This is a genomic window from Streptomyces sp. V3I7 (genome assembly GCF_030817495.1).
Taxonomy (GTDB): domain Bacteria; phylum Actinomycetota; class Actinomycetes; order Streptomycetales; family Streptomycetaceae; genus Streptomyces.
The window spans coordinates 2,112,425-2,137,547 of sequence record NZ_JAUSZK010000001.1 but is presented as its reverse complement, the minus strand read 5'-3'; the positions used below and the strand labels follow the sequence as shown (position 1 = coordinate 2,137,547).

Below are 25,123 nucleotides of genomic sequence, written 5' to 3'. Positions count from 1 at the left end.
ATCCAGTGGACGCGTAGTGGACGCAGGGCTGGATCAGTGGACAGGGAGGCGTTCAGGCGGCCTGCTGGCCCCTAGCGTGCGACCGGCGGGCGGCCCGCGTAGGTGCGGGCGGCAGGCCCGTCGGCAGTGCCCAGCCCTCTGGTCCGGGGGTGTCGGCGCCGCCGAGGGTGAAGCGCGTGAGTGAGAAGTCCGCTCGCTGCTCCTCTGGGTAGCGGTCGTTGAAGTTCTCGACCCGCACCAACTCCAGGTCGTTCGCGGCGCAGTGGTCGCGTATCCACTTCACGGCTGCGTTGGCGGCGTCGTCCTGTCCTCGGGCGGCGAGCGTGATCATGCCGAGAAGATCGGCGTCCGGTCGGGTTTGGGCTCCCACGGCCCAGGTGCCGGCCGACTGGCGTGCGCCATGGGCCACGAGGACGGCTAGGCCGTCCTGCCAGGCTGTCTCGGGAAGCTTCAGTGGTGTGCGTACGTCGAAGGCGATGTCGCGAGGGACGACGGCCATGACCGATTCGGCTTCGGCGCGCATCATCTCGGGCAGCACGCTGGTGTAGGTGTCCGAGGTGATCTGGCGTGAGGAGTGGCCCAGCTTCTCTTGGACCACCTTGATGTCATTCCCGGCGAGTAGGGACAGGGTGGCGGCGAGGTGTCGCAGATCGTGAAGGCGGACCGGGGGCAGTCCGGATAGCTCCACGAGGCGGGTGAAGCGTCGGGATATCCAGTCGGGGTGGAGGGCGCCGCCGTTCTCGTGTGTCCACACGCGGCCGGTCTCGACATAGGCGTCGCCCCACTCCTGGCGCTCGCGCTCCTGCTTGGCTCGAAAGGCGACCAGGTTGTCGCCCGACTCCAAGCTCAGCGAGAGCGTGCGGACGCTGTCGGCCTTCGGTGCTTCGTCGTACAACTGGTAGGCGACCTCTACGACCTGCTGGGAGACCCGTAGCCAGAGCGCGTCAGTGCTGACATCCGTCCAGGGCAGCGCGGCCATTTCGCCGCGGCGGGGGCCGAGGAAGATGAACGAGTGCCAGAGCTCGTAGAGCCAGTCGCCTTTGACGAAGTCGAGGAACTGGCCGGTCAACTCCGGAGTCCAGACCATGACCGGTCCGGGCTTCTCGCCCGTGCGCTTCCAGTGTTCGATGCGTTCGGGTGTCCAGACGATCGGCTTCGGTCGGGTGGCTGAGGGTAGCTCGACGAATTGTGCCCAGTTCTTGGCGAAGGCCTGCTCGCTCTTGATGCCCCAGGAGAGGGCCGAGGAGAGGGTGTCGTTGATGCGGTGCATGGTGGCTGCGGAGGTCACCTTGCGCAGCCCTTTCCTTCCTTCGCGGAGTGCCGCGTTCGCGTCGAGGAACGCCCGGCGGGCGGCGCGGCGCTCCCCTGCCTTTCCAGCAGCCTTCACCCAGGCCCGGTGGGCGGTGTCGCGCTGGCTCTGGAGCTGGTCTACGCGGAGGCGGTGGAGGACCCTTTCGGCGTTCTTTTTCTCGATCGCGTCGTACATGCGGTCGAGGTGGCGGACTTTGAGGTCGCGGCGCTTGATGTGCCCGAGGTAGGGGATGAGGTAGTTGGCGAGGTGCTCCTCGTAGCCGTGGCGGGTGGTGCGGGCTAGGGACTTCTTCGCTCTGATCCAGCGGAGGAAGAAGTCTCCGCATTTCTCGTCGGACAGCACATCGGTGCCGGCCATGGCGGCGTCGTAGAGTTCCTTCGCCTTCTTCTTGGCGTCGTCCTTCTTGGTGAAGCCACCGCGGCGGATGCGCTGTCGGTGACCGTTCTCGTCGGGTTCCAGCTCGAAGTAGAAGGCCCACGTGCCGTGTTTCGGGCCCAGCTTTGGGCACGTGGTGCCGATGGAGCCGATCTTTGGGGAGCCGTCAGTGTTGAGCTTGGGTTTGCCGTCCTTGTCCTTGAGCGGCCCCTTGCACTGGCATCGTCGGTAGTAACTCGGCTCGAACATCTGGCCCCCTGCGGGCGACTGACGTGCAGCCAGTCGGTTGTGCCTACGTCTGTGCACGCCTGTGGCGTGATCTCTCTTGATCCTGCCGGGGCTGTCGGACACTGCTGTAAAGTCGTTTACAAGTTGGCGCGGGGGAGAAGGCGACCAACGAGATGGCTGTTCAGGAAGTGGACGCGCAGGCGCAAGCCGAGGCCGGAGCGATGGGGCTTGAGGAGCTTCTGTCTCTTCCAGCCACGGTCAACGTGACGACTGCCGGGCGTGCTCTGGGTATTGGCCGCGACAAGGCCTACGAGCTGGTGCGGTCGGGCCGGTTCCCCGTTCGCACGCTCCCGCTCGGGCGCACTGTGCGCGTACCGACGGCCGAGCTGTGGAGGCTTCTCGGCATCGAGCCCCGACGTGGGGTAGAGGCTGAGGTGTGATCGAAGACGGTTATGCGCGTGGCTGATGTGTTCGCACTTTCATCAACACTGTGACCTATCTTCGGTAAACTGGTGGATGTAAGGGGGTCGGCAGGAGGGCGAGAGTATGCCGAGGCTGTACGGCTTTGAGGACACGGCGTTCCGTCGCGTACGCGAGAGCGAGGCGGAAGGGATCAGGCAGGCGGCCTCGCGGCGCCTGCTCAAGCAGAGCTGGCCAGCCATCTGCGAGTGGGTGAACGCCGAGGGGTACCGCACGACGCGCGGCAACCCCTTCAAGCCCGACGTCCTGGCCAACATCCTCGACCATCCGGCCATCGCCGGACTGGCCGAGGATGAGAACGGCGAACTCGTCGAGACCGGTGGCCCGGCGATCATCCCCCCCAAGGACTTCGCGGCCATTCGCGCACTCCGCCAGTCCAACGTCCCCGACGCTCAACGCGCCCCTGCCCGCGAGTACCTCGTCACTGGGGTGCTGGGCGTGTGCGGTCTGTGCAGCAGCACCCTAAGCGCGTCGCCGTCGAACGTGGGCAGCCGTGGGCATCGCTGCGCCCCGAGTACAGCCCAGCACCCGGGCGGGTGCGGCAAGGTGCGCATCAACGCCGATCTGCTGGAGAACTACCTCGCCGAACATGTTCTGGCAGAGCTCGCCAAGCCTGAGGTCGCTGCACTGATCGGGCAGGCCCGCGAGGAACTACTCGCCCAAGCGGCACAGCTGCGCCAGGAAGCCGCCACCGCCGGCACCAGGCAAAAGGAGCTCGGCGAGAGCTACGCCCAGGGCGGGCTGTCGCTGACGGCATTCACGGCAGCCGACAAGGAACTGGCCAAGGCTGCGCGGGAGAAGTCCACGCAGGCGCTCTTCCTGGAGCAGGTCAAGCATGTTCCCGTCGGTGACATTCCCGACCTCATCCGATGGTGGAAGCACGCCCCCATGGCCGCGAAGCGGGGCGTTCTCGTCCTGCTCCTGGAGCAGATCGCGGTCTACCCGGCCGCGTCCAGGGGCACGCGCACCGTGGACGCAGACCGGGTGGCCCTGAAGTGGCGCGTGTGGGACGCGATGTCTACAGACGGACAACCCGCCTAACGGCATTACCCTTGAGCATCTTCCCGTTCGCCGACCGGCGGAGCGGCAGGGCGATCTGCTGAGCGATCGTGGGCAGCGTGAGTCCAAGAGCCACGAAGAGCGCCGCCAGTGAACCTGTCACAGGCAACAGGTGGGTTTCCACAGTGGGGGGCCATACCGCGCCTGCAAGGTGGGCGGCGGTGGTTCCCACGCGGCCCATCGCGTAGACCATGCCACAGAGGGCCCCCAGCGTGGTGATCGTCAGACCGGTGGCCGTGATCGGCCGACGTGGCCACGCGGCGCGGGCCAGCAGGGCATAACGAACGCTGACGGTGGTCGCCATGACGGCTAGAAAGCAGACGTGGGTCAGGATGTAGATCGCCGCCTGATGGGACCTGGGGGACACTGAGGCCAGCTCTGCGGAGGAAGCGCGGGTGAGCTGAAACTCGGCTGCTGCGATCGCCATCATGCAACCGGCAACGCAGGTAAGGCCTGCAACGGCTCTGCCGACGAGAGCCGACGGACGTGTCCAGTTCACCGTCACGATCTGCAGGCTGACGATGGTCACAACGCTGGCGAGATCCGAGACCAAGGTGCTCATTCCCGCACGTCCAACCACCGCGTCTACGGCCACGGCGACTTGGGGGACCAAGAAGAACGTAGCGAGGAAACCGGTGGCAAAGACCCAGACCCGGGCGCGGCGAGCCGTGTAGAACGGTTCGTGTCGTTGAGGCGGGGGCGTACAGACCATGTATGTGGCTGTCGTGAGTGCGATCAGTAGGGCGCTCGCGCTAAAGAAGGGGGCGTCCACTTCTCAACGTCCTTCCAAGTCAGCCGCTGCCCTCTCAGCGGCTTCGTTCATGCTCAACCACCGGCGTGGCCGGCCCTCTCGGGGCTGATCGACGCCAGGGGGAGGTGGGGGGATCGACGGGACGTCCTCGGACAGACCAACCCGCCGACGTTTCTCCAGGAGCATGGAGTTGATTTCAGCAATGTCCTGCACTTCTAGCCCGTGCATTAAGCGGAGGGCCTGTCGAGCCTCGGGATGCGTCGCATACACGGTGAGCGCGGTGAGGTCGTCCCACTCCGAGCCAGGCAGCAGGAACGCAGCCGGCGCGCCCAGGGCCTGAGCGAGAGCGGCGATCGTAGCTGCTGTGGGGTTGCAACTCGTGCCGTTCATCAGACTGCTGGCTTGACCATGGGAGAGGTTGGGCTTGGCTTGCCCTCCTTGCCTGGTGGCCGCAGAGACATCCCGCGCGCTGGGGATGTAGCCGTCCGGATCACGGCGCAACCGGAGCAGGGCGAGCAACTTGGCTCCCAGGCCAAGCTGGTCGGCCTGGTCGTGCGCTTCTGCCATGTCTGTCTTCCGTGGTCGTACCGCATGCTTCCGTGGCCGTACCGCATGCTCCCCGCAGGTGACCAGCCGGTAACGATCTCCTGGAACCAACAGTACCCCGCAGGTGGGAGGGGTTATAAGGTTTGTCGAACACTTTCTCGGTTCGCATGACCATGCAGACGGGGCATCGGTACGCGCTCCTGCTCGCCCTCAGGGTGAGCGCGCCGAGGGGTGTGTCAGGGCGAGCGGCATCGGCGTGCAGCCGGTCACGGAGGGAATCGCATGTCCGAGCTTGACGAGCGGCGGATCGAGGAGTTGGCGAAGTTGCCTCCGCGAGTGGTGCGCGGCTCTGGTGGCCTGGCGGCACGGGGGGAGGCGCGCAAGGTATTGGAGTGGCAGGCGCTCATGTCGCGGGACGCGCAGGAGTCGCAGGGGGTGGGGGGTGCGAGTGGTTGACGGTGTCGACCGTCGGTCTAGATAGGTGACATTGTTAAGACGCTGCTGTACGTTGTGGCGTGCCGGGCGGGTACGGCAGCCGCAGGATCCCGCCCGGTGCGTCGTGCAAGCGGCGTTCTTCCCTACTCCTCGCGGGTGGTCGACCCCCCCCGCGCCCCACTCGCGAGGAGTTGGCCGCGTCAGCGTGGCCGCCGGGGTGCGAGATGGGATCAGAGCCCGTCGCGACCATGAGGTCGCGGCGGGCTCGCCGTGTTCTGGGTGCTGCATTCATTGAGACCGCTGCGGAATTCCGGAATTTAAATCCAGAAATCAATATGCATTCCCCCTTGCTTTAGAGATGTATGCGAATAAGATATAAGTACAACAATAAAGGGAAAGCCAAAAAGGACGGCTCTCCTGGAATTCGAGAAAGGCGCGGGAAAGTGTTCGCAAACCTCAAGGTCAAGGAAATCGCCCCGAACCCCGACCAGCCTCGCAAGTTCTTCGACGAGGCACAGCACGAGGAGCTGACGGCCAGCATCAAGGGGAACGGCCTTCTTCAGCCGGTCGTTGTTCGCCCCGTAGAGGGGGCTGAGGTGCCCTACATGCTGATCGCGGGCGAGCGCCGGTGGCGTGCCTGTAGCGCGGCCGGTCTGGAGGTCATCCCGGCCAAGGTGATCGAGGGCGCCACCGACGAGGAGGCGTACGTTCTCAGCATCGCCGAGAACGTGAACCGCTCGGACATGACGATCATGGAAGAGGCGGGCGCCTATGCCGACCTCAAGGCGGCCGGCTGGGCGCCGCTCAAGATCGCCAAGCAGTTCGGCAAGACCGAAACGCACATCACCTGGCGGCTGGGCCTGCTCACCCTGCGCCCCGAGGTCGCCGAGCTGGTCGACAAGGGCCAGATCAAGAACAACCTGGCCTGGCACATCGCCCAGCTCAACCCGGCTAACCAGATGGTGGCGGCCATGCGCTACGTGCGCGGCGACTTCGACAGCGAGGCCGAGGCGCAGCACTTCGCCAACGGCCTCAAGATGATGGAGGCCCAGACCTCGCTCACCGGCGAGGAGGTCCCGACGGCTGAGCAGCAGGAGAAGCAGAAGAAGGCCAAGGCCAAGACGAAGGACGGGCTCGGCAAGGCGGAAGAGGTCCTGATCCCGCTGCTGGAGGAGCTGGCCGAGACGAAGCCCGAAGATCTGGCCGTCATCCTCGGTGACGACCTCGCCCGCCACCTGCGGGTGGTCGGCCGCCTGTACGCCAAGGTCCAGATGGTGCGGAACCTGCTGAGCAAGGCGCAGGGCATACAGCGGGCCCAGGTCGAGGCGTTCAACAAGGCGGCTGTCGAGGTCCAGCAGGCGGCGGCGAAGAAGACCGAGGCCAAGCCCGAAGAGGCCGAGGCCGAGAAGCCCGCGTCCAAGCCGCGGCCGACGGCGAAGAAGGCGGCACCCAAGCCCGCAGCGAAGACGGCCACGAGTGCCAAGCCCACGGCGCGCCGGGCGCCCGCCAAGAAGGCTGACGCAGTGGCGAAGTAGAGCGGGAGGGGCGCGGCGGAGCCCGCGCCCCTCCTCGTCTCTCCAGGGGGCGGGGTGGGCGCAGCCGGAAGCCCCGGCCGCGCCCGCTTTTATTTGAATTCCTTTCCGTATCCATGTTCATGGAATTGGAATTGTCATATCTGGCCCGGGTCCGCAGGGACTTCGCTCTCCCCGCGGACCCGGTGTCCTCCGGCCCTGCTCACAGGTACGAGCGGGGCCGGCAAGACCCCGGCCATCGGCTCCATGCCCACGGCCGGGTGATCGGCAGCAAGGAAGGAAGCAAGCGTGCTCACCCTGTTCACCAACCGGTTCCAGGCGTTCCAGCCCCCACAGGGGGTGCCGGTGCGCATCACGCTCGGCGGTGTCCGGTTCAAGCTCCCCTACTCCCTCACCCATGCGGTGCGGGAGCTCGCGCCGCGTCGGGACTATCTCCACGCGCCCGAGCCGGAGTTCACGGCGGCGTTCCGGAGCGACCTCGACCAGCTCGGCCCCGAGCGGATCGCGGCGCGGCTCCGGCAGATCGCGGAGGCCGAGGGCGACCACCGCCTGGTGCTGCTCTGCTTCGAGGACCTGGCCAAGCCCGGACTGTGGTGTCACCGCCGAACGTTCGCGGCGTGGTGGAAGGACCGCACCGGGGACGACGTGCGGGAGCTGTCTCCGATGGGGGACGGCCACTACCAGCAGGGAACCTTGATGTGAGCGTCGGAACCGCGCTCCAGAGATAGGTGACATGATTCCAAGGGGCTGCGTGCTCCTGATGTAGGTTCCAGCGCAGCGACCGGCCCGGCACCCCGCCGAGGCCGGGCGTTGTCGCTCGTTGGGAGGCGAAGATGTTCCAGGGCACCATCCCGAGCCCCATGCGCTCGATCGTGCGCGAGACGGCGAGCCTGTGGCCGAGCGGCCCGGTGTACGTCCCATGCTGCGGGAACTTCACCATCGAACGGTCCCTGGCCGGCATGGGCTTCGGCCTCCACTCCTCCGACGTGTCCATCTACACCAGCGCGGTCGGCCGCTGGCTCACCCAGCAGCCGGTCGGCATCCAGCTCCGCGAAGAGAGCGCGGACGAACTCGGCTGGCTCGCGGACTCCTTGGACGACGGTGTCGGCACCGTGGCCACGCTCATGCTCGGCACGCGGTTCCTCGCCAGCGTCGACCGCGAGGGGCTGTGGCACGAGCGGGTGGTGCGCTCCTACCGGGAGCAGTGGAAGGCCAAGCACGCGGAGACCGTGGAGCGGCTGTCCGGCTCGGACGTCGAACTGGCCTCGTACGAGGTGGAGGACGTGCGCTCCTGGCTCCAGAAGGTCCCTGCCGACGCTCCCGTGTGCTCCTTCCCTCCCTTCTACGGCGGCGGCTACGAGAAGCTGTACGAGCCGCTGGAAGCCCACTTCACCTGGGACGCGCCGCAGTACGAGCCGCTGTCGGACGACGACGTGGTCAGCGTGCTCGGCGCGATCACCGACCGGCCGTACTGGCTGACGGCCTCCAATCACAGCGTGCCCGAGCTCCAGCCGTACCTGCGCGGCGTGATCAAGGCGACGCCGCGCGCCGCTCCCTTCTATGTGTACGCCAGCGAGGCCCGGACGCGGATCGTCGCTCCGCGCCAGCCGATCGATCCGGTGAAGATCCCGCGCCTGCGTGAGGGCGAAGAACTGGTCGGCCCGCTGCGGCTGTCGCTGCTCAAGCCCGGCCAGTTCAACGCGCTGCGCTCCCGGTACCTCAACCCGAGGATCGCTCCGGGCGCGGCGAACCTGGCGGTCGCGGTGCGCGACGGCGGCGGTCGGTTGCTGGGCGTTTTCGCGATGGCGCCGAGCACGTTCACCCCGGACGAGGCTTACGTGCTCTCGGACTTCGCGGTCGCGCCGACGGAGTACCCGCGGTTGTCGAAGCTGATCGTCATGGCGGCCATGAGCGCCGAGACGCAGTTGCTGTGCCAGCGGGCGTTCTCGCGGCGCATCCGGCGGGTGGCGACGACCGCGTTCAGCAACAACCCGGTGTCGATGAAGTACCGCGGGCTGCTGCGCCTGAACAAGCGGAGCCCGTCGAACGAGCCGGGCTGGAAGTTCCAGCTCCAGTACCAGGGGCCGATGGGCCAGCACACGCTGGCCGAGGCCCATCAGATGTGGGCGAAGCGGTGGGGCGCCCCGACGACGAAGACGGGAGTCTGATCATGGAGACCGAGTCCACCCGGCTCGCCCCGCCGCAGATGGTGCAGGGCGACCCGCGCACACTGACGCTCCTCGACCACAACGCGAGGTTCCTGCCTCACGAGCAGTTCCGGCAACTCGTCGCGAACATCGAGCGCGACGGCTGCCTGACCTCGACGCCGCTGGTGTGGAACGACCGGGAGACGGGGTGGCTGGTCGTCCTGTCCGGGAACCACCGCACGCTCGCCGCGGTCGAGGCCGGCCTGTCCACGATCTGGTGGATGCAGATAGACGAGCCGCTGCCCCGGCAGCGGCAGATCGCGCTCCAGCTCTCGCACAACGCGATTGCGGGACAGGACGATCCGGCGATCCTCAAGGAGCTGTACGACGAGCTGGAGTCGGTGGAGTGGCGGCAGTACACGGGCCTGGACGACAAGGCTCTTGACCTGCTGGAGAAGGTGGACGTCGCCTCCCTGGGCGAGGCGAATCTCGACTTCGCCAGCGTGCAGTTCATGTTCCTGCCTGCCGAGCTGGAACGGGCCGAGGCGGCGTTCGAGGCGGCCCGCTCCACGGCGACGGCGGATGAGCGGTGGGTGGCGGGGCTGGAGCAGTACGAGCCGGTGCTCGATGCGCTGGAGACCTCGCGGGCCGCGTACAAGATCGGCAACTCGGCGACGGCGCTCGGCGTTGTGCTCGCGGTGTTCGAGAATCACCTGGCGGAGTTGGCCGAGGGCTGGTTCGACGGGGCTACTGGGGAGCCGACCCGGGCGGGGACCGCGCCACTGGAGACGGTGTTCGGCGTGCGGGATCTACCCGTGGAGACGGCGGCCGCCGTGCGAAGGGCGATCGACCGGATGGTGCAGGACGGCACCGTGCCAGCGGACGAGCCGTGGCGGGCGCTGGAAGTCTTTGCCGATCAGAGGGGATAGGCATCTCAGGCCACTGGAGCGCGGGACTATAAATCTCTCTCACTTTCGGTGGCTCAGGGCTGGCGCATCGCCGCAACAAATGGGGACCATCCCCGCGCGTGCGGGGAGCAGCGGAGCAGGCCGCCGAAGGTGCTCATGCGCTGGGGACCATCCCCGCGCGTGCGGGGAGCAGAATCCCCGCCAGTAGAAACCCGTCCTTCCGCCGGGACCATCCCCGCGCGTGCGGGGAGCAGGAGTGCCAGCCCGAGATCTCCGGCGTGGTGGTGGGACCATCCTCGCGCGTGCGGGGAGCAGGGCGGACATGTTGTGCATCAGGTTCCCCTCGGGGGACCATCCCCGCGCGTGCGGGGAGCAGCCGTCGCGTCGGCAAACGAGGGCGTCCGGGTCGGGACCATCCCCGCGTGCGGGGAGCAGTCGTTGCCGAAGCGGAGCAGGCCGGTGACGGCGGGATCATCCCCGCGCGTGCGGGGAGCAGAAGGACGCGAGGCTGGAGCTGCCGAGGTAGAAGGGACCATCCCCGCCCGTGCGGGGAGCAGGCCAGAGCCCGAGCAAATCAGAAGGCCCGGGAGGGACCATTCCCGCCCGTGCGGGGAGCAGAACAGAGCCTTGACGAGCAGGTAGGCGCCCAGGGGACCACCCCCGCCCGTGCGGGAGCAGGTCAGGTCGCTGGCCATCATCGCCGTCGCCAAGGGACCATCCCCGCGCGTGCGGGGAGCAGCCGGCAGCCCAACAGTTGTTCAGCGCGAAGTCAGGACCATCCCCGCGTGTGCGGGGAGCAGTCGCGCTGGCCGTCCTCGGCGGTCTGGGCATCGGGACCATCCCCGCGCGTGCGGGGAGCAGGCCGGCCGGTTCCGTCCGCATCCACGTCGGGCGGGACCATCCCCGCGCGTGCGGGGAGCAGCTGCCCTCGAAGGCAGGGTGCTGGCTCCGCTCGGGACCATCCCCGCGCGTACGGGGAGCAGTGGTGGCCGGGGGTGCACGATCTGCGGCACGTGGGGCCATCCCCGCGCGTCCGGGGAGCAGCTGCTCGGCATCGGCGCCGTGGACGAGGTGGCGGGACCATCCCCGCGCGTGCGGGGAGCAGCAGACATGAAGTTCGCGCACCAACTTCGTACCAGGACCATCCTCGCGCGTGCGGGGAGCAGCCTGGCGAGCCCGGCGACTGGGGGCGTTCTCCGGGGACATCCCCGCGCGTGCAGGGAGCAGTCCTGCACACCACGCGGCGTGGACATCTGCCAGGGACCATCCCCGCGCGTGCGGGGAGCAGCCGTTGTGCGCGAACGGCGACTGTCCGGCAGTGTCAGCGGTCACGCAATTCCCCACTTCCGAGGGCTAGAGCGTCACGTAATGAAATACGTGACCGTCGACAGCAGTCCACCTCCGCCGTGCCGTTGCCGCCGCTGTAGGGACCATCCCCGCGCGTGCGGGGAGCAGAGGTCGTCGACCGCGGTGACGGTGTGCCCGGCGGGACCATCCCCGCGCGTGCGGGGAGCACGGGTGGGGAGCGGCCATCTGCCGAATGAGCATGGGAACATCCCTGCTGACGCGGGAGCACTTGTCGAACCGCTTGTAGCGGCCGTACGGGACGAGACCATTCCCGCGGGCACCGGGGAGCATGCGCTGACGGCGCCCTGGAGGGCGATGAAGCCGGGACTATCCCCAGCGGGTGCGGGGAGCAGGCCAGGCCGGTGTATTGCTGGACGCCGGGAGTAGAACCATCCCTGCGGACGCAGTGAACAGTTCCGCGTCCGCAGGATCGCGTTGCCGTACTCGGGACCATCCGTCGCCACGCCGTGAACTCGTCAAGGTCCTTGGGCTTGTAGTCCCTGCCTGCGCGGGGAATCGGTCGATGTCTTCGTGTGCATCTGGCCGATCTTCGCTTGCGCGGAGAATTTGTCCGGCCGGAATTGGCTGATCCGGCCGGTTGGAATGCTACTTCCGTACAAGGACGAGGCCAACTCCGTAGGAGCGTGCTTTGCCAAGCCCTTCGGTGAGTGTGCAGGCGAAGGTGGTCGGATCGGTAACGGTGAGCTGGCCGCGGACTTCGGCTCGGACGACTTTGAGGCCCTTTTTGGCTGTGGAGACGAGGGGCGGCAGCATCGTAGTGGTGATGCGGGCCGGGTCGGCGTCAGCGCCGATGCGCTTGATGCTGGATGGCCCGATGGGGGGTTCGCCTTGAGGCTGGAGCCGCTGCGTGAACCACTCCGACGCGTGGTGCGGGGACATGCTGGCTGTGCGTCGTCCGCGTTGGCCCTTCTTCGCTCCGGCAGTGGGCATGACGGACCGGATGGGGTTGATGAACGCGCGGAAAGTGTAGGTGTCGCCGGCCTTGATGGTCTGGTCGATGCTGATCAGATGGGGGCGTTCCAGGAGTGCAGCGCGGGGGACCGGTGTCCAGTCGGGGGTGACGCGGGCCTGGGTAATGAGGGTGAGGGTCTGGGTGCGCAGGTTGACGGTCCAGGCGGAGAGCACGCCCATCTGTGAGCGGGCGTCGGTTTCACCGTCGGGCACCCAGCCCCGGTGGCCGCTCATGACGAGGCGGTGCATGTCATGGACGTCGTTCATGGCGCGGATGACGTCGGGGTGGCGGGTGTCGAGGGTGAGGACACTTTGGGTGGCGACGAAGCGCGTGGGTGTGCTCACGGGTTGGGCGTCCATTCGATGGTCGGCGTGGGGGTGATGCGGGTGCGGGTTTCCCAGCGGGTGGCGTGGGCGCGGTCCTCGGGGTGGAAGGTGACGGGCTGGTCGTCGATGGGGACGGCGCGGGGGGCGCCGGGAGGTGCGTCGATCCAGGCCCAGGGGCGGGGGGTGTCGGCTTCCTTGAGGAGGGGGGTGTGGGTGAGGACGTGTTCGAGGGTGCCGGGGTGGACGCCGCCGGAGAGGTCGCCGGTGGGGGGGCAGGATTTGCGGCCGAGCCAGAGAAGCCGGCGGGGGTGTTCGAGGTGGTGGGAGATGGTGTTCAGGAGGGTGGTGTCGTGGTGTTGGACGGCGGCGACGAATGCCGCGTCGGCGAGGTACCAGCGTTCGCTGACGGCGGGGTTGCGCAGGACTGCTTTGGCTGCGGTGAGCAGGTGGCCGGTGTCGGGGTCCGCTTCGATGTACTTGGGGGCTCCGTACCAGCCGTCGATGTGGTGCTGGCCGAAGTGGGGGCCGGTGATGTCTTCCACGGTGGTGGCTTTGGCGGCGCGGCGGTGGTCGGTGATGAGGTCGCGGGGGCGTAGGGGGTAGGGGCCGCCGCCGGCTACGTGGAAGTCGCGGTAGGGGGTGCCGGGCCGGTCGGCGCGGACGCCGTAGCGGAGTTCGGTGAGCGGGCCGAGGGGGTCTTCGCGGTCGTAGCCGAGGGCGGCGGCGATGAGGCCGACGACTGCGGATTTGGTGGGGCGCATGTGGGTGGCGCGGCGTTCGAATGCGCCGGAGGTGCCCCAGGCTTGGAGGGGACCTGCGAGGCGGATGAGAAGCGTGGCCACTTCCCTGCCTGCGCGGGGAGTCGTGCTGCTCATGCGGTGAGTTCCTCCAGGGTTGCGACCTCGGAGGCGGGGAGGGTGCCGTCGGCGGTGAGCTGGTCGATCAGGTTCTGGATGTCGAGGTCGTAGGTGAGGAGGCGGCCGGGGGTGGCGTCGCTGCGCTTGGTGGTGATGAGGCGGTGGTGGTCGAGGAGGCGTTTGGCGCCGGCGAGGGCAGCGGGGCCGTCGGAGGCTTCATCGATCTGGGTCTGGAAGGCGGCGGCGTAGAAGTAGGGGCGGGCGCCTTCGTGGGCCAGGACGAGGTTGGGCAGGGTGCCGGTGGATGCGGTGCTGTTGGCCTTGGCGCGGGGGACGGCGTCCACGAATGCCTGAATGAATTCGGCTTCGGCGGCCTGGGCGGCGAGGTCGGCTTGGTCCTCGGTCATGCCCGCGGCCCGGAGGTTGACGCGGAGTTTGTCCCGGTCGAGGGCGGCGTGGCGGTAGAAGGTGCCGGAGATGAGTGACTGGTAGCCGGTCATGCCGGCGCCGGCGTTGTCGGCGGCGTCGAGGAAGTCGAGGGCGTTCTCGCGGCGTTCGAGCTTGGCGTCGTCGGCGGCGGCATAGAAGTCGTCGATGTGCTCGGCGGGAGCGATGGTGAAGGCCCAGGAGTGCTGGGCGGCGCCGTCAACGGTGCGCAGTTCGGCGACTTCGGCGAGGAACCGGCCAAAGACGGTGATGTCGATGGCGTCGCGGGGGGCGAATGCGGTGAGGATGCCGGTGCGGAGGTCCTTGGGCAGGGGCGGGATCTTGATCTCCTGCTCCTTCTCCTCCTTGATGTCCTTGGTTGCGGGCTCGGCGTCGTCGTCGGCGGCGGTGGTGGTCTTTTTCCGGATGTTCTTCTTCGCGTTCTTCCTGACTTCTTCCTTGGCGGCGGCTTCTGCCTTGGCGGCCGTGTACTGGGTCAGCCAGGTGTTGAAGGCGTCGGCGTGGGTGTTGATGTGGTCGGCGATCCGGTCGCCGGAGTCTGTGGGTGCGTAGAGGAGCACCTTGGTGAGGAGGGTGGTTGATTCCTTCTCGCCGAACTTCAGGCCGAGTCCTTCGAGTGCGGCCTTGGCGGCGTAGATGGCCTGGTCGGAGTCCCAGTCGTGGTTCTTGATCAGGGCGTCTCGGGTGAACAGGGCCCATTCGCGGGTGCGCCTGCCGCTGCTGTAGGAGGCGAGGGGGCCTTCGCCTCGATTGGCGCGATGGCGTGAGTGGGTGCGTTCGGCTCGGCGGCGGGCCTGGGAAGAGATGGCGGTGCGTTCGGCGCCGCCGTAGACGAATGCTTTGGGCTGGCCGTTCTCGTCGCGGACAGGGAGGGCTGCGGCGAAGGTTTCCAGGGCGTGCAGGGACAGGTACTGCGGCGTGGGGTTGGTCATGTGGCTGCTCCGTTCGTGCGGGCGGTCGTGGTGGGGCGGCGGGTGTAGAAGGTGTCACCCCACTTTTCGGCGGTGGGACGTCCGCGTTCCGTCCACTTGGTGAGGTCGGTGATGAGCTCAGCCCAGGAGGGCGGTGTGGTCTCGCCGACGCGGATGCGTTCGATGGCGTGCTGCAGGTGGCGCCAGGGGATCTGCCGGGCCGGAAGGATGCGCATCATGAGGCGTTCGGCGCCGGGGTTGGAGGGGCCCCGGGCTCCGTCGTAGCCGATGGCGCGGATCGCGGTGCCCATGCTGCCGCGGCCGTAGTGGGGCCTGGTCCTGCCTGCGTGGTAGCGGGCGAAGAGAAAGCCGATCTGACGGTAGAGGGCCCGGTGCTCGTCGGTGGGGGCGTAGGCGCGGGCTTCGAAGTGCGTGGGATTCTCGGCGGTCGCCGGGCGTCGGAGGTCGGCCAGTTTGCCGTACTGGTGGGTGTGCACGAGGTAGCCCAGCCAGGCAACGTACGGGACCGGTCCGGTAGCTGGTTCGGCGGTGGTCGGGGTGCTCTGTTCGGCGTCGGGCGGGGGGCTGGGTTCGGACATCTCGAACAGTGGCAGGGTCATGCGGGCTGCTCCGTTCGCAGGTACGTGGGGGCCTTGCGGGGGTTGTTGAGGATCTCTTCGAGCTTTTCGCGGGCTTCGGTGGAGGCTCTGTGGCCCTGGCTGCTGGGGGGCAGTGAGCGAAGCCGCGCGGCGAGGAAGCGTTCGGCGTTCGAGCGGACCTCGGTGGCGTAGGTGGTGAGCGCCTCGGGGACGGAAATGCCTTCAGCGGCTTCGTCGAGGAGTTCGTGGAAGAGGGGTTCGGTCGCGGCGAAGTGCTCGCCGGCGGCTTTGAAGCGGGCCAACTGGCTCTGCTTGTCGGCCGGCTTCGGGTTCGGGTAGGCGATCCGCCAGGCGGCGTACGCAGCGGCGTCCAGGGCCGTGGCAACGTACTCGGCGATGGCGCAGCCTTCCTCGGACGCCTGGCGCAGGGCAGTCTCGCGGCCGGGAATGTAGGGGAAGGCGTCATTGACCCAGGCGATGAGCTTGCCGGGCCTGGCGAGGAGGCCGACGGTCCACAGGGTGACGCGGTGACCTTCGGGGAGCAGGGCCAGGCGCCCGTAGAGGTCCATGCCCTTTTCCCGGCGTGCAGTGGCCGCGTACAGGGAGTGGGCCTCTCGCCACAGGGCGCGCGCGGCGGATGCCTTCAGGGGCGCGTTCTTTTCGATCACGGCGTCTTGGAGGGCGCTGGCGTGGGTGAGGTCCACGATGTCGCCGGCTCCCATGAGGACGCGGTCGACTCCCCAGCTGCCGTCGGGCAGCCGGGTGGGGCGGGTGAGGACGGACCGGCCCAAGATGCTGTGCAGGTCGGCCGGGCCGTCGGGGATGCGGGCGGTGGGCTTGGCGGTGAAGGAGCGGCGCGGCTGGTCGGTCCAGGTGTGGTTGTAGCTGCCGGGGTCGCCGTCGTGGGGGTGCAGGTTCAGGCGGAGAGTGTCGCCGAGGGTCCGGCCGAGCGCGGTGACGTGGACGCGTTGCCCGGCCCGGCACGTGGCCTGGTTGTTGAGGGCGGCGCCGAGGAGGTTGCCGGGGATCATGCCCCGGCCGCCGGGGCCACACATGTGCTGGGTGATGACGGCCGTGAAGGCGTCGGCCGCGGTGAGGGGCTCGCCGTGGTGGAGGTGGTGCCGGTCGAAGAGCTGCACGTAGTCGCCGACGTGATGCATGACGATCTGCGAGGTGCCGACGCCGTGCTCGCTCATGAACGGCGCCAGCAGCGCGTTCTGGTACAGCGGCCGGTCGGGGTCGAAGAAGTTCCACTGCTCGTCGGGTTGCTGCCTGAGCCAGTCGGCGACATCGGTGAACGGTCGGCGGCCGGTGACCCAGGTCCGCCATTCGCTGCTGGTCTCCGGATAGAAGTCGGCCGCGTACGCGATGCCTGTGAGCAGCTCCAGCATGGCAAGGGTCTCGCCGGGGTGGCGTCCGGCCACGCCCTGGAGGTCGTCGGCCTTCTGGAAAGTCTCGATGAGGCCGAGGCGGCTGGGCAGAGCGGCCATTGTCAGTGCCGACAGGCAGGCTTGGGTGCGGGGATCCCAGTACGGAACCACGTCACCTCCTTCAGGTGAATCTCTTCATGGGCATCGTTGGTTGCCGTAGCGTGCTGGGCAAGGACCGTAGCAGCGCGAGGAGTTGAAGGTGAGCGTTCTTCAAAACTTGCTTCGCACAGTGGTGTTGGCGTGGGGCAAGACCGATCTGAGCGGTGACAGTGCCCGGCGCGGCGGCTCCTCGTGGACGCCGTTGCTCGCACACCTCCTGGACGTCGCCGCCGCGGCAGGCGTCCTGTGGGACCGGCACCTTCCCCCGCACATCCGCCGGCGGCTCACGCTGGCGTTCGGCGCAGGGAGCGAAGCGACCGCCCGGCGCGTGGTGATGCTGCTCGCGGCGCTCCACGATCTCGGGAAGGCATCCGACTGCTTCCTCGGGCAATGGCAGCACGGCCGGGGAAACGCCCGGACGAAGGCGCAGGCGACGACGTGGGAGGAACAGGCCCGCGCGGCGGGTCTCCCCCTAGGTGACGACTTGGCCCACGCCTTCTACGCCCGGCATGAGCACATCACCGCCGTCGTGCTGCCCCGGCTGCTGGGCTGCGCGTGCACGGAGTGCGGCGGCACCGGCGAGCGGCATGAGGGACTGCACGATGCAGCGGTGCTGCTCGGCGGCCATCACGGGCACATCCCGCACCCGGAGACCGTCGAACGGGCCCGAGGGGCCGCACCGGCCGCACAGTGGGGAAAGGTGCACGCGGCGCTCGCGCAGACGGTGGCCGACACGATCGGACTCGACCTCGCCACCGTGGCGAAGGTGGTCGACCCGGTGCGGCCCTCGGCACGGATCGCGTTCCTCTACCTGGTGTACCTGGCGGACTGGATCGCCTCCGACACCGAGTTCTTCCGCTTCCGTACTCCCCCCACGCCGGTCACCCACTGGTGGCGGGCCGCCCTTCAGGAGGCCGACCAGGCGGTGCGGGCCCGACGACTGGCCCGCTGGCAGGCGCGGCCCGTGACGTGGGAGCAGATGTGGCCCGACACCCCCCTGCCCCGCGCATTTCAGGCCGACGGCATGCGGCTGGTACCAGCCGAAGGGCAGGCCATGGTCGTGGTGGAGTCGGACACTGGATCCGGCAAGACGAGGCTGGCGCTGTGGATAGCCCACCATCTGGCGCGCACGTGCGGGTACAGCGGTCTGTATATGGCGCTACCCACCCGAGCAGCCGGCAACCAGGTCGCCGAGGAACTACGGAAGTTCCTGAGGACGGTGCTGGAACCGGGCGAGGTGCAGAACATGGCTCTCGTGCACGGCACAGCACAGGCCACAGACCTCGTACACCAGTTGCTCGACGCACACCAGGCGCAAGGGGACCCGCTGACCGACCTGGCCAGCACGGTGGAAACGGCCACCTGCACTGACGATAGCGGTCTGGCGGTGCTGGACCCGTGGTACCTGCGACGCTGCCTGGCTCTAGTAGCCGCGTTCGGAGTCGGAACGGTCGACCAGATCGCTCTCGCCCCGCAAGGCTCACGGCACTGGGCACTGCGGCTGGGTGCGCTGATGAGCAAGGTCGTCATCATCGACGAAGCGCACGCCTACGAACTCTTCCAGCAAAACCTGCTGGGCGCTGCGGTGGAGTGGCTGGCGGAGGGCGGCGCGTCGCTGGTAGTGCTCTCCGCGACCCTCCCGTGCAGCATCCGGGACGAGCTGACGGCCGCCTGGCGGCGCGGCCTGGGCAAGACCGGCGACGAGGACGCAAGCCAAGGTCCGATCATGGTGATCGACCACCATGGCCGGCTCCGCCGGGGCGGACCCCTCCCCCGAAGCTCCTGGGACACCGAAGCTCCTGACCAGCATCCACCTGACTGAGGACCCGGGCGAGAAAGACCTGGTCGCCGGAGTGCTGAAGCAGGCCCGCGACGGCGGATGCGTCGTGATCCGCAGCACGCGTGTCGACCCCTGCCGCTCCCGATACCGGCAAGCGGTCCGCCTTGCCCATGCGAGCGGCTGGCGGCCCGAGGAGATCCTCATCCTGCACGGGATGCTGCTCCCCCGTCACCGCCTCCTGCTGGAAAGCCGGCTCGCCCACCTCCTCGGCCCCGGCCCCGAAGGAAAGCGCAACCCCGACCGGCCCCACCGGCTCCTGGTGCTCGCAACAGGCGTGATCGAACAGTCCCTCGACCTGGACTTCGACCACGGTGTCACCGATCTGTGCCCGATCGACGTGGCCGTACAGTTCCGCGGACGGATCCACCGGCACGCCGTCAACAACCCGCACCGCGCCTCCTGGTGCCGCACGACACGTCTCACCATGCTGTGGCAGAAAGATCCCGACGGTCTGCCTCTCGTGGAACCCCCAGACTTTGAGGCCGGGCGACCGACCGGCACCTACGACGGTCTCGTCTACGCCCCCTACGTCCTGACAGCCAGCTGGCACACCCTCACCCAACGCCAAGACGACGACGGGATCGTACGGCTAGAGACCCCACGAGACTCCGCGTGGGCACTGGAAAGCGTCTACGGTGAACCCATCCACGGCGCAGGAGCCGTACAGGAGCTCCTCGACCGGACGCACGCCGCCTACCGGCACGCGCTCGCCGCCGAGGCCCGCCAAGCCGAGAAGCGCATGTTTCACCCCTACACGCGCCGACGGCGAACCCCCGTAGCCACCTACGAACTCGCATCCGGACACGCCCACGGAGACGGCGACAGCGGAGGCATAACCGGGATCAGTGCCGTATCCCGCCTCGGAGAAGAATCCGTCGACTGCCTGATCCTCTACCAGCAGCCAGACGGCACCATCACCTACGACCACCAAGGCCTACTGAAAGCCGACCTCGGTCGGCGCTCCCCCGACCGAGACGTAACCGCCTACCGGCGCCAGCAAAAAGACCTCCTCGCCAACACCATCGCCATCCCCACACGCTGGTGGAACGGCCGCCGCGGCCTCCAACCGATCACCGACTGGCCCGCACACCGCCAACCCGCCCTCAGAAACAAACCCGTCATCCTCATAGCCCCGGACGGGACCTGCCTCAGCGGACCACTCGGCAAACTCCGCTACGACCACACCACCGGGCTCGAACGCATCTGACCCGGCGAGGAAATGCATATGCATCCTCAGCGTCTCCCCCGTTGGGGCAGGCCGAGATTCTCTCCCTCACCGCAGAAGTGCGCTCCCCGCACCGCGTGGATGGTCCCATCGCCTGCGCCGTTTAGAAGCCGGCCAGAGACTGCTCCCCGCGCATGCGGGGAGCAGGGGCAAATCTTCCTCGGTGGCGTCGAGGGCACGAAACCAACCGCACGCGAGCGGGGAGCAAACCACCCACGGCCCACGGGCGGGGAGTAACACCTCACGCTTCGCGCTCGGAGCGGACCATCCCTGCGCGTGCGGGGAGCAGGCGCCCGCCGACCACATCCGGAGTGCCGGACGGGGACCATCCTCGCGCGTGCGGGGAGCAGGACATCGGAGCTCCGCACCATCGCGAGCGGTGGGGGCCATCCCCGCGCGTGCGGGGAGCAGACTGCGACGGCCAGGGCGACGCGGAAGGCGCCGGGACCATCCCCGCACGTGCGGGGAGCAGCGATGCCTTTGATCATGACCGTACCTCCGGGGGCCATCCCCGCGCGTGCGGGGAGCAGATGCCCTCGACCGTGTCCTGAATCCCGGCCGCGGGACCATCCCCGCGCGTGCGGGGAGCAGGACGGCGTCTCCACCGTCGTCCTCTCGACTCTGGGACCATCCCCCGCGCGTGCGGGGAGCAGATCGGCCTGGGCCTGTCCCGGGCGCCCCAGTCGGGACCATCCCCGCGCGTGCGGGGAGCAGAATCCGGACGCCCTTGGGAAAGAAACAACAGAGGGACCATCCCCCCGCGTGCGGGGAGCAGGTCTGCTGGGCCACGTTGGAGTAGAAGACCGCGGGATCATCCCCGCGCGTGCGGGGAGCAGGCGTGCTCCAGCTCGGGCGACGGGTTCACGTGGGGACCATCCCCGCGCGTGCGGGGAGCAGAGCGTGGCGCCGATCTGCTTGTTCGACAGGCCGGGACCATCCCCGCGCGTGCGGGGAGCAAACGGACTCGATCGCGGACATCAGACCCGAGCAGGGACTATCCCCGCGCGCGGGGAGCAGGGACACGGCGACGTCGACCGCCCGGCCGTCGAGGGACCATCCCCGCGCGTGCGGGGAGCAGCCCTTACCCATCTTGCGGTGCGCCTTCGTGAAGGGACCATCCCCGCGCGTGCGGGGAGCAGGCCGCCCTCGACCCGCGCGCCGCCATCTACGCGGGAGCATCCCCGCGCGTGCGGGGAGCAGCCGATCGACACCCGACCCGGCCGCCGCTCATCGGGACCATCCCCGCGCGTGCGGGGAGCAGTGCTTTGAACACCCGGACTTTATCGACGAAGTGGGACCATCCCCGCGCGTGCGGGGAGCAGCGGCCCGGGACGCCCGAGGGGCGTTACGAGTGGGGACCATCCCCGCGCGTGCGGGGAGCAGAACAGCCGTGTCCGCCGAAGCTCCGACGACCGTGGACCATCCCCGCGCGTGCGGGGAGCAGGGGTCTGAACCGTACGCGCATCCGCCGTACTTGGGACCATCCTCGCGCGTGCGGGGAGCAGGACATCGGAGCTCCGCACCATCGCGACCGGTGGGGGCCATCCCCGCGCATGCGGGGAGTAGACGGTGGGGTCCCAGGCGACCGCCACGTTCAGGGGACCATCCCCGCGCGTGCGGGGAGCAGAGAACGGACAGGGATCAGGGCCGGTACAAGGCGGGACCATCCCCGCGCGTGCGGGGAGCAGGTGGGCACCACCCCACGACGACGCCTCCCGGCGGGGCCATCCCCGCGCGTGCGGGGAGCAGTCGATGGCCTCGCGCCATTTGGCGATCGCACGGGCACCATCCCCGCGCGTGCGGGGAGCAGGATCAGCCCCGCGGGGAGCCGGCGAACCCGTAGGGACCATCCCCGCGCGTGCGGGGAGCAGTTCCGCGCCCCACGCACGAGAGGAATCAGGCGTGGGACCATCCCCGCGCGTGCGGGGAGCAGCCGAGACGGATCATGGTGTGGCCGGTCCACTTGGGACCATCCCCGCCCGTGCGGGGAGCAGGGCCAGACGCCGTCGTACTCGTGGTTCCAGTGGGGACCATCCCCGCCCGTGCGGGGAGCAGGCCGCCCGCAACCTCGCCTCCCTCGCCGGCCTGGGACCATCCCCGCCCGTGCGGGGAGCAGCAGATCGAGGTTCCCGAGCGCCTCTACGAGGAGGGACCATCCCCGCCCGTGCGGGGAGCAGATGAGGACGTGGCGGGTGCCGCCGAGTGCCCAGGGACCATCCCCGCCCGTGCGGGGAGCAGCTCGTCTGCGACAAGCCGCTGTGCACCGCTCGGGGACCATCCCCGCGCGTGCGGGGAGCAGGTCCCGCACGGCGACGTGAGGACGTGGTCGTAGGGACCATCCCCGCGCGTGCGGGGAGCAGTGACCCGCGCATGGCAGGCGGCCGACCGGTACGGGACCATCCCCGCGCGTGCGGGGAGCAGATCGCTGCCGCGCCCGAACCATCGTCCAGCATGGGACCATCCCCGCGCGTGCGGGGAGCAGAGATCGACCGGCTCACCGCCACCCCCGGCCGGAGGACCATCCCCGCGCGTGCGGGGAGCAGGGGCACGTCGCTGATCCCGTATGACGCCGCGAGGGACCATCCCCGCGCGTGCGGGGAGCAGCGAGGAGGCCGCGTCATGACCGAGCAGCTGCAGGGACCATCCCCGCGCGTGCGGGGAGCAGTCGTACACACCGGGAAGCTTCGTACGGGTCCGGGGACCATCCCCGCGCGTGCGGGGAGCAGATGAGGCGGCGCAGTCCGAGGCCGGTCTCGCAGGGACCATCCCCGCGCGTGCGGGGAGCAGCTCGTCGCGCTCGCGACGATCCACATGATGACGGGACCATCCCCGCGCGTGCGGGGAGCAGGGTGCCGGACCCGGTGACCTTCAGGGCGGTGCTGGGACCATCCCCGCGCGTGCGGGGAGCAGATCAAACCCGTCAACGTCCCCTTCGGCACGAGGGGACCATCCCCGCGCGTGCGGGGAGCAGCAGCTGGTTCATGCGCGCTATCAGACCGCGCCGGGACCATCCCCGCGCGTGCGGGGAGCAGGTGGAGCCGTCGCCGTTGACGCGGTCCGGGGTGGGACCATCCCCGCGCGTGCGGGGAGCAGTTCGCCTCCAGGGCCAGCGCCAGGTCAGGGTCGGGACCATCCCCGCGCGTGCGGGGAGCAGTCCATGCAGGCCGGCCGGGCGCTCGGCAACGCGGGACCATCCCCGCGCGTGCGGGGAGCAGCCGCCGAAGTCGAACCACTTCTGGCCCACGGAGGGACCATCCCCGCGCGTGCGGGGAGCAGACGGTCGTCGTGCTGTTCGGCGCGATCGTCGGGGGACCATCCCCGCGCGTGCGGGGAGCAGATCTCCCACGACCCGCTGTTGGCCATCAGGTTGGGACCATCCCCGCGCGTGCGGGGAGCAGGTGCTGGGTCATCGACGGGGCAGGGCCAGCCGGGGACCATCCCCGCGCGTGCGGGGAGCAGGCGATAGAGCTCATGGCCCGCCGCGGCCAGCCGGGACCATCCCCGCGCGTGCGGGGAGCAGATGGCAAGAGTTGGGAAGGGCTAGCGCATAACGGGACCATCCCCGCGCGTGCGGGGAGCAGTGGACCCGTGTGCAGGATCTGGCTCCACAGGTGGGACCATCCCCGCGCGTGCGGGGAGCAGAACGCCTCAACGACGAAGTCTCCATCAGCACGGGGACCATCCCCGCGCGTGCGGGGAGCAGTTCCACACCCGCGACGAGGAGATCGTCATCGAGGGACCATCCCCGCGCGTGCGGGGAGCAGAACGTGTCCGGCCTCAAGTTGAAGGTCCGCGAGGGACCATCCCCGCGCGTGCGGGGAGCAGCGTCGGGAATCTGACCGATGACCCCGAGCTTCGGGACCATCCCCGCGCGTGCGGGGAGCAGCTGTCCGACTGCGGGCCGATCCACTGGGCAGAGGGACCATCCCCGCGCGTGCGGGGAGCAGTCGCTCGGGCGGAACTTGTAGCGCGCCACCGGGGGACCATCCCCGCGCGTGCGGGGAGCAGATCACCGTCACGATCTCCGACTACAGCCTGCTGGGACCATCCCCGCGCGTGCGGGGAGCAGATGGAGGAGGCAGCCTGATGGCTGGAGAGACCGGGACCATCCCCGCGCGTGCGGGGAGCAGACCTGGTCCCCGAGGCAGGGGGACTCCCACCGGGGACCATCCCCGCGCGTGCGGGGAGCAGCGCAGCCAGATGGACGTCGGGCCGGGCGCCATGGGACCATCCCCGCGCGTGCGGGGAGCAGCACCTTGATCACTTCGCCTTCGTCTTGGTCTTGGGACCATCCCCGCGCGTGCGGGGAGCAGAACGTCACCACTGCGGCGAGCATCAGCCAGAAGGGACCATCCCCGCGCGTGCGGGGAGCAGAGAGCCTCGGTCCGGCTGGTTGACCGCCGGCGGGGACCATCCCCGCGCGTGCGGGGAGCAGTGACTTCGGGCTCCAGCCGGGCGCGGAGAACGGGGACCATCCCCGCGCGTGCGGGGAGCAGCTGGAAACGACGAACCCCCCTGCGGCATCGGCGGGACCATCCCCGCGCGTGCGGGGAGCAGCCCTCTGCGACGGTGGCGGCCTGGTTGCACTGCGGACCATCCCCGCGCGTGCGGGGAGCAGTCAGAACGAGTTCGTCCTCGCCGTAGCCGTGAGGGACCATCCCCGCGCGTGCGGGGAGCAGCAGAAATGAAGAACGTTGCCGCTGGTCAGAGCGGGACCATCCCCGCGCGTGCGGGGAGCAGGCTGAACGCCGAGACGTGGGACCCGGAGCGGCGGGACCATCCCCGCGCGTGCGGGGAGCAGCTGCACGGCGGCACGGACCAGGTGGCGAAGTGGGGACCATCCCCGCGCGTGCGGGGAGCAGTTCTTCCGCCTCACCAGGCGGCTCTCCATCCCGGGACCATCCCCGCGCGTGCGGGGAGCAGAGCCAGTCCGTACGGCTCTGGCCGGCGGGCAGGGGACCATCCCCGCGCGTGCGGGGAGCAGCTTCAGGCGCTTCTCCTTGGGCGGGTCGACGGGGGACCATCCCCGCGCGTGCGGGGAGCAGACCCACTGACCTGCGACTCTAGCCACGCCACAGCTCGACTCTTAGTACTTTCACCGACTCCGGCATTCTCCCCAAACCTCCGCCAAACCTGACAAGATGTAGCGGCATCCCGATGCAATAACTCATATACGCAGAACAGCCCCTCCTGCAGGCGAAGTGTTCCACTGCTCTCTGCAATCTGGCGCACGTCACCGTTCTTACTTCCTAACGAGCTCGTGCACGGTAGGCGGTGAGGCGTCGAGTCGTGATCG

17 protein-coding genes and 2 CRISPR repeat arrays are annotated in these 25,123 nt (G+C 69.0%); of the genes, 9 read left to right on the top strand and 8 right to left on the bottom strand.

The window, feature by feature from the left end:
- Positions 1–52: 52 nt before the first annotated feature.
- Positions 53–1,936 (bottom strand): tyrosine-type recombinase/integrase, encoded by a 1,884-nt coding sequence (locus QFZ74_RS10025; protein ID WP_307620463.1) that lies wholly within the window; start codon positions 1,934–1,936, stop codon positions 53–55.
- Positions 1,937–2,088: 152 nt separating this feature from the next.
- On the opposite strand from QFZ74_RS10025, the gene QFZ74_RS10020 reads away from it, so the two are divergent.
- On the top strand, positions 2,089–2,355 hold the full coding sequence (locus QFZ74_RS10020) for a helix-turn-helix domain-containing protein (RefSeq protein ID WP_307620462.1): 267 nt from the start codon (positions 2,089–2,091) through the stop codon (positions 2,353–2,355).
- A gap of 106 nt (positions 2,356–2,461) precedes the next feature.
- Positions 2,462–3,436 carry a recombinase family protein gene (locus QFZ74_RS10015; protein WP_307620460.1) on the top strand — a complete coding sequence of 325 codons (975 nt, stop codon included), beginning with the start codon at positions 2,462–2,464 and terminating at the stop codon, positions 3,434–3,436.
- Here the strand turns inward: QFZ74_RS10015 and QFZ74_RS10010 are convergent.
- Both QFZ74_RS10010 and QFZ74_RS10005 read right to left on the bottom strand, forming a co-directional pair.
- Positions 3,414–4,016 (bottom strand): hypothetical protein, encoded by a 603-nt coding sequence (locus QFZ74_RS10010; RefSeq protein WP_307620459.1) that lies wholly within the window; start codon positions 4,014–4,016, stop codon positions 3,414–3,416. The genes QFZ74_RS10015 and QFZ74_RS10010 overlap by 23 nt on opposite strands.
- 213 nt (positions 4,017–4,229) lie before the next feature.
- Positions 4,230–4,772 (bottom strand): hypothetical protein, encoded by a 543-nt coding sequence (locus QFZ74_RS10005; RefSeq protein ID WP_307620458.1) that lies wholly within the window; start codon positions 4,770–4,772, stop codon positions 4,230–4,232.
- Between the two features lie 261 nt (positions 4,773–5,033).
- Here QFZ74_RS10005 and QFZ74_RS10000 point away from each other — a divergent pair, with 261 nt between their 5' ends.
- From QFZ74_RS10000 to QFZ74_RS09980, 5 genes are all read left to right on the top strand, one after another.
- The gene (locus QFZ74_RS10000) at positions 5,034–5,207 is read left to right on the top strand and encodes a hypothetical protein (RefSeq protein WP_307620457.1); all 174 of its coding nucleotides are present in this window, start codon (positions 5,034–5,036) and stop codon (positions 5,205–5,207) included.
- Between the two features lie 422 nt (positions 5,208–5,629).
- The gene (locus QFZ74_RS09995) at positions 5,630–6,721 is read left to right on the top strand and encodes a ParB/RepB/Spo0J family partition protein (protein ID WP_307620456.1); all 1,092 of its coding nucleotides are present in this window, start codon (positions 5,630–5,632) and stop codon (positions 6,719–6,721) included.
- A gap of 285 nt (positions 6,722–7,006) precedes the next feature.
- Positions 7,007–7,420: a hypothetical protein gene (locus tag QFZ74_RS09990; RefSeq protein WP_307620455.1), complete on the top strand. Its 414-nt coding sequence runs from the start codon at positions 7,007–7,009 to the stop codon at positions 7,418–7,420.
- A 131-nt stretch (positions 7,421–7,551) separates the two neighbouring features.
- Positions 7,552–8,886, top strand: coding sequence for a hypothetical protein (locus tag QFZ74_RS09985; RefSeq protein ID WP_307620454.1), 1,335 nt, complete (start codon positions 7,552–7,554; stop codon positions 8,884–8,886).
- 2 nt (positions 8,887–8,888) lie between these two features.
- The gene (locus tag QFZ74_RS09980) at positions 8,889–9,794 is read left to right on the top strand and encodes a ParB N-terminal domain-containing protein (RefSeq protein WP_307620453.1); all 906 of its coding nucleotides are present in this window, start codon (positions 8,889–8,891) and stop codon (positions 9,792–9,794) included.
- Between the two features lie 82 nt (positions 9,795–9,876).
- Positions 9,877–11,061: a CRISPR direct-repeat array (repeat unit 29 nt; unit sequence GGGACCATCCCCGCGCGTGCGGGGAGCAG).
- 665 nt (positions 11,062–11,726) lie between these two features.
- On the opposite strand, the gene QFZ74_RS09975 is transcribed toward QFZ74_RS09980, so the two are convergent.
- From QFZ74_RS09975 to QFZ74_RS09955, 5 genes are read right to left on the bottom strand one after another with little or no spacing between them, the layout of a single operon-like run.
- On the bottom strand, positions 11,727–12,437 hold the full coding sequence (locus tag QFZ74_RS09975) for a type I-E CRISPR-associated protein Cas6/Cse3/CasE (protein ID WP_307620452.1): 711 nt from the start codon (positions 12,435–12,437) through the stop codon (positions 11,727–11,729).
- On the bottom strand, positions 12,434–13,294 hold the full coding sequence (cas5e, locus tag QFZ74_RS09970; protein WP_307620451.1) for a type I-E CRISPR-associated protein Cas5/CasD: 861 nt from the start codon (positions 13,292–13,294) through the stop codon (positions 12,434–12,436). The genes QFZ74_RS09975 and cas5e overlap by 4 nt, the downstream gene beginning before the upstream one ends.
- Positions 13,291–14,655, bottom strand: coding sequence for a type I-E CRISPR-associated protein Cas7/Cse4/CasC (locus QFZ74_RS09965; protein ID WP_307620450.1), 1,365 nt, complete (start codon positions 14,653–14,655; stop codon positions 13,291–13,293). Before QFZ74_RS09965 ends, cas5e begins: the two co-directional genes overlap by 4 nt.
- Entirely contained in the window at positions 14,652–15,254 is a 603-nt protein-coding gene (gene casB, locus QFZ74_RS09960) for a type I-E CRISPR-associated protein Cse2/CasB (RefSeq protein ID WP_307620449.1), read from the bottom strand. Before casB ends, QFZ74_RS09965 begins: the two co-directional genes overlap by 4 nt.
- Entirely contained in the window at positions 15,251–16,774 is a 1,524-nt protein-coding gene (locus QFZ74_RS09955) for a type I-E CRISPR-associated protein Cse1/CasA (protein WP_307620448.1), read from the bottom strand. The genes casB and QFZ74_RS09955 overlap by 4 nt, the downstream gene beginning before the upstream one ends.
- An 88-nt stretch (positions 16,775–16,862) precedes the next feature.
- On the opposite strand from QFZ74_RS09955, the gene QFZ74_RS09950 reads away from it, so the two are divergent.
- Positions 16,863–18,584 carry a CRISPR-associated endonuclease Cas3'' gene (locus QFZ74_RS09950; protein WP_307620447.1) on the top strand — a complete coding sequence of 574 codons (1,722 nt, stop codon included), beginning with the start codon at positions 16,863–16,865 and terminating at the stop codon, positions 18,582–18,584.
- A complete protein-coding gene (locus QFZ74_RS09945) occupies positions 18,505–19,809 on the top strand; it encodes a hypothetical protein (RefSeq protein WP_307620446.1) in 1,305 nt (434 codons plus the stop codon). The genes QFZ74_RS09950 and QFZ74_RS09945 overlap by 80 nt, the downstream gene beginning before the upstream one ends.
- A 278-nt stretch (positions 19,810–20,087) precedes the next feature.
- Positions 20,088–24,872: direct repeats of the CRISPR family, unit length 29 nt; unit sequence GGGACCATCCCCGCGCGTGCGGGGAGCAG.
- Positions 24,873–25,123: the final 251 nt, after the last annotated feature.

Excerpts from the sequence above, each read along its gene's own strand:
- QFZ74_RS09945 (WP_307620446.1), top strand. The coding sequence starts at position 18,505 with ATGGCCGGCTCCGCCGGGGCGGACCCCTCCCCCGAAGCTCCTGGGACA.
- QFZ74_RS09980 (WP_307620453.1), top strand. The coding sequence starts at position 8,889 with ATGGAGACCGAGTCCACCCGGCTCGCCCCGCCGCAGATGGTGCAGGGC.
- QFZ74_RS10015 (WP_307620460.1), top strand. The coding sequence starts at position 2,462 with ATGCCGAGGCTGTACGGCTTTGAGGACACGGCGTTCCGTCGCGTACGC.
- QFZ74_RS10000 (WP_307620457.1), top strand. The coding sequence starts at position 5,034 with ATGTCCGAGCTTGACGAGCGGCGGATCGAGGAGTTGGCGAAGTTGCCT.
- QFZ74_RS09965 (WP_307620450.1), bottom strand. The coding sequence starts at position 14,655 with ATGACCAACCCCACGCCGCAGTACCTGTCCCTGCACGCCCTGGAAACC.
- QFZ74_RS09985 (WP_307620454.1), top strand. The coding sequence starts at position 7,552 with ATGTTCCAGGGCACCATCCCGAGCCCCATGCGCTCGATCGTGCGCGAG.
- casB (WP_307620449.1), bottom strand. The coding sequence starts at position 15,254 with ATGACCCTGCCACTGTTCGAGATGTCCGAACCCAGCCCCCCGCCCGAC.
- cas5e (WP_307620451.1), bottom strand. The coding sequence starts at position 13,294 with ATGAGCAGCACGACTCCCCGCGCAGGCAGGGAAGTGGCCACGCTTCTC.
- QFZ74_RS10005 (WP_307620458.1), bottom strand. The coding sequence starts at position 4,772 with ATGGCAGAAGCGCACGACCAGGCCGACCAGCTTGGCCTGGGAGCCAAG.
- QFZ74_RS10020 (WP_307620462.1), top strand. The coding sequence starts at position 2,089 with ATGGCTGTTCAGGAAGTGGACGCGCAGGCGCAAGCCGAGGCCGGAGCG.
- QFZ74_RS10010 (WP_307620459.1), bottom strand. The coding sequence starts at position 4,016 with ATGAGCACCTTGGTCTCGGATCTCGCCAGCGTTGTGACCATCGTCAGC.
- QFZ74_RS10025 (WP_307620463.1), bottom strand. The coding sequence starts at position 1,936 with ATGTTCGAGCCGAGTTACTACCGACGATGCCAGTGCAAGGGGCCGCTC.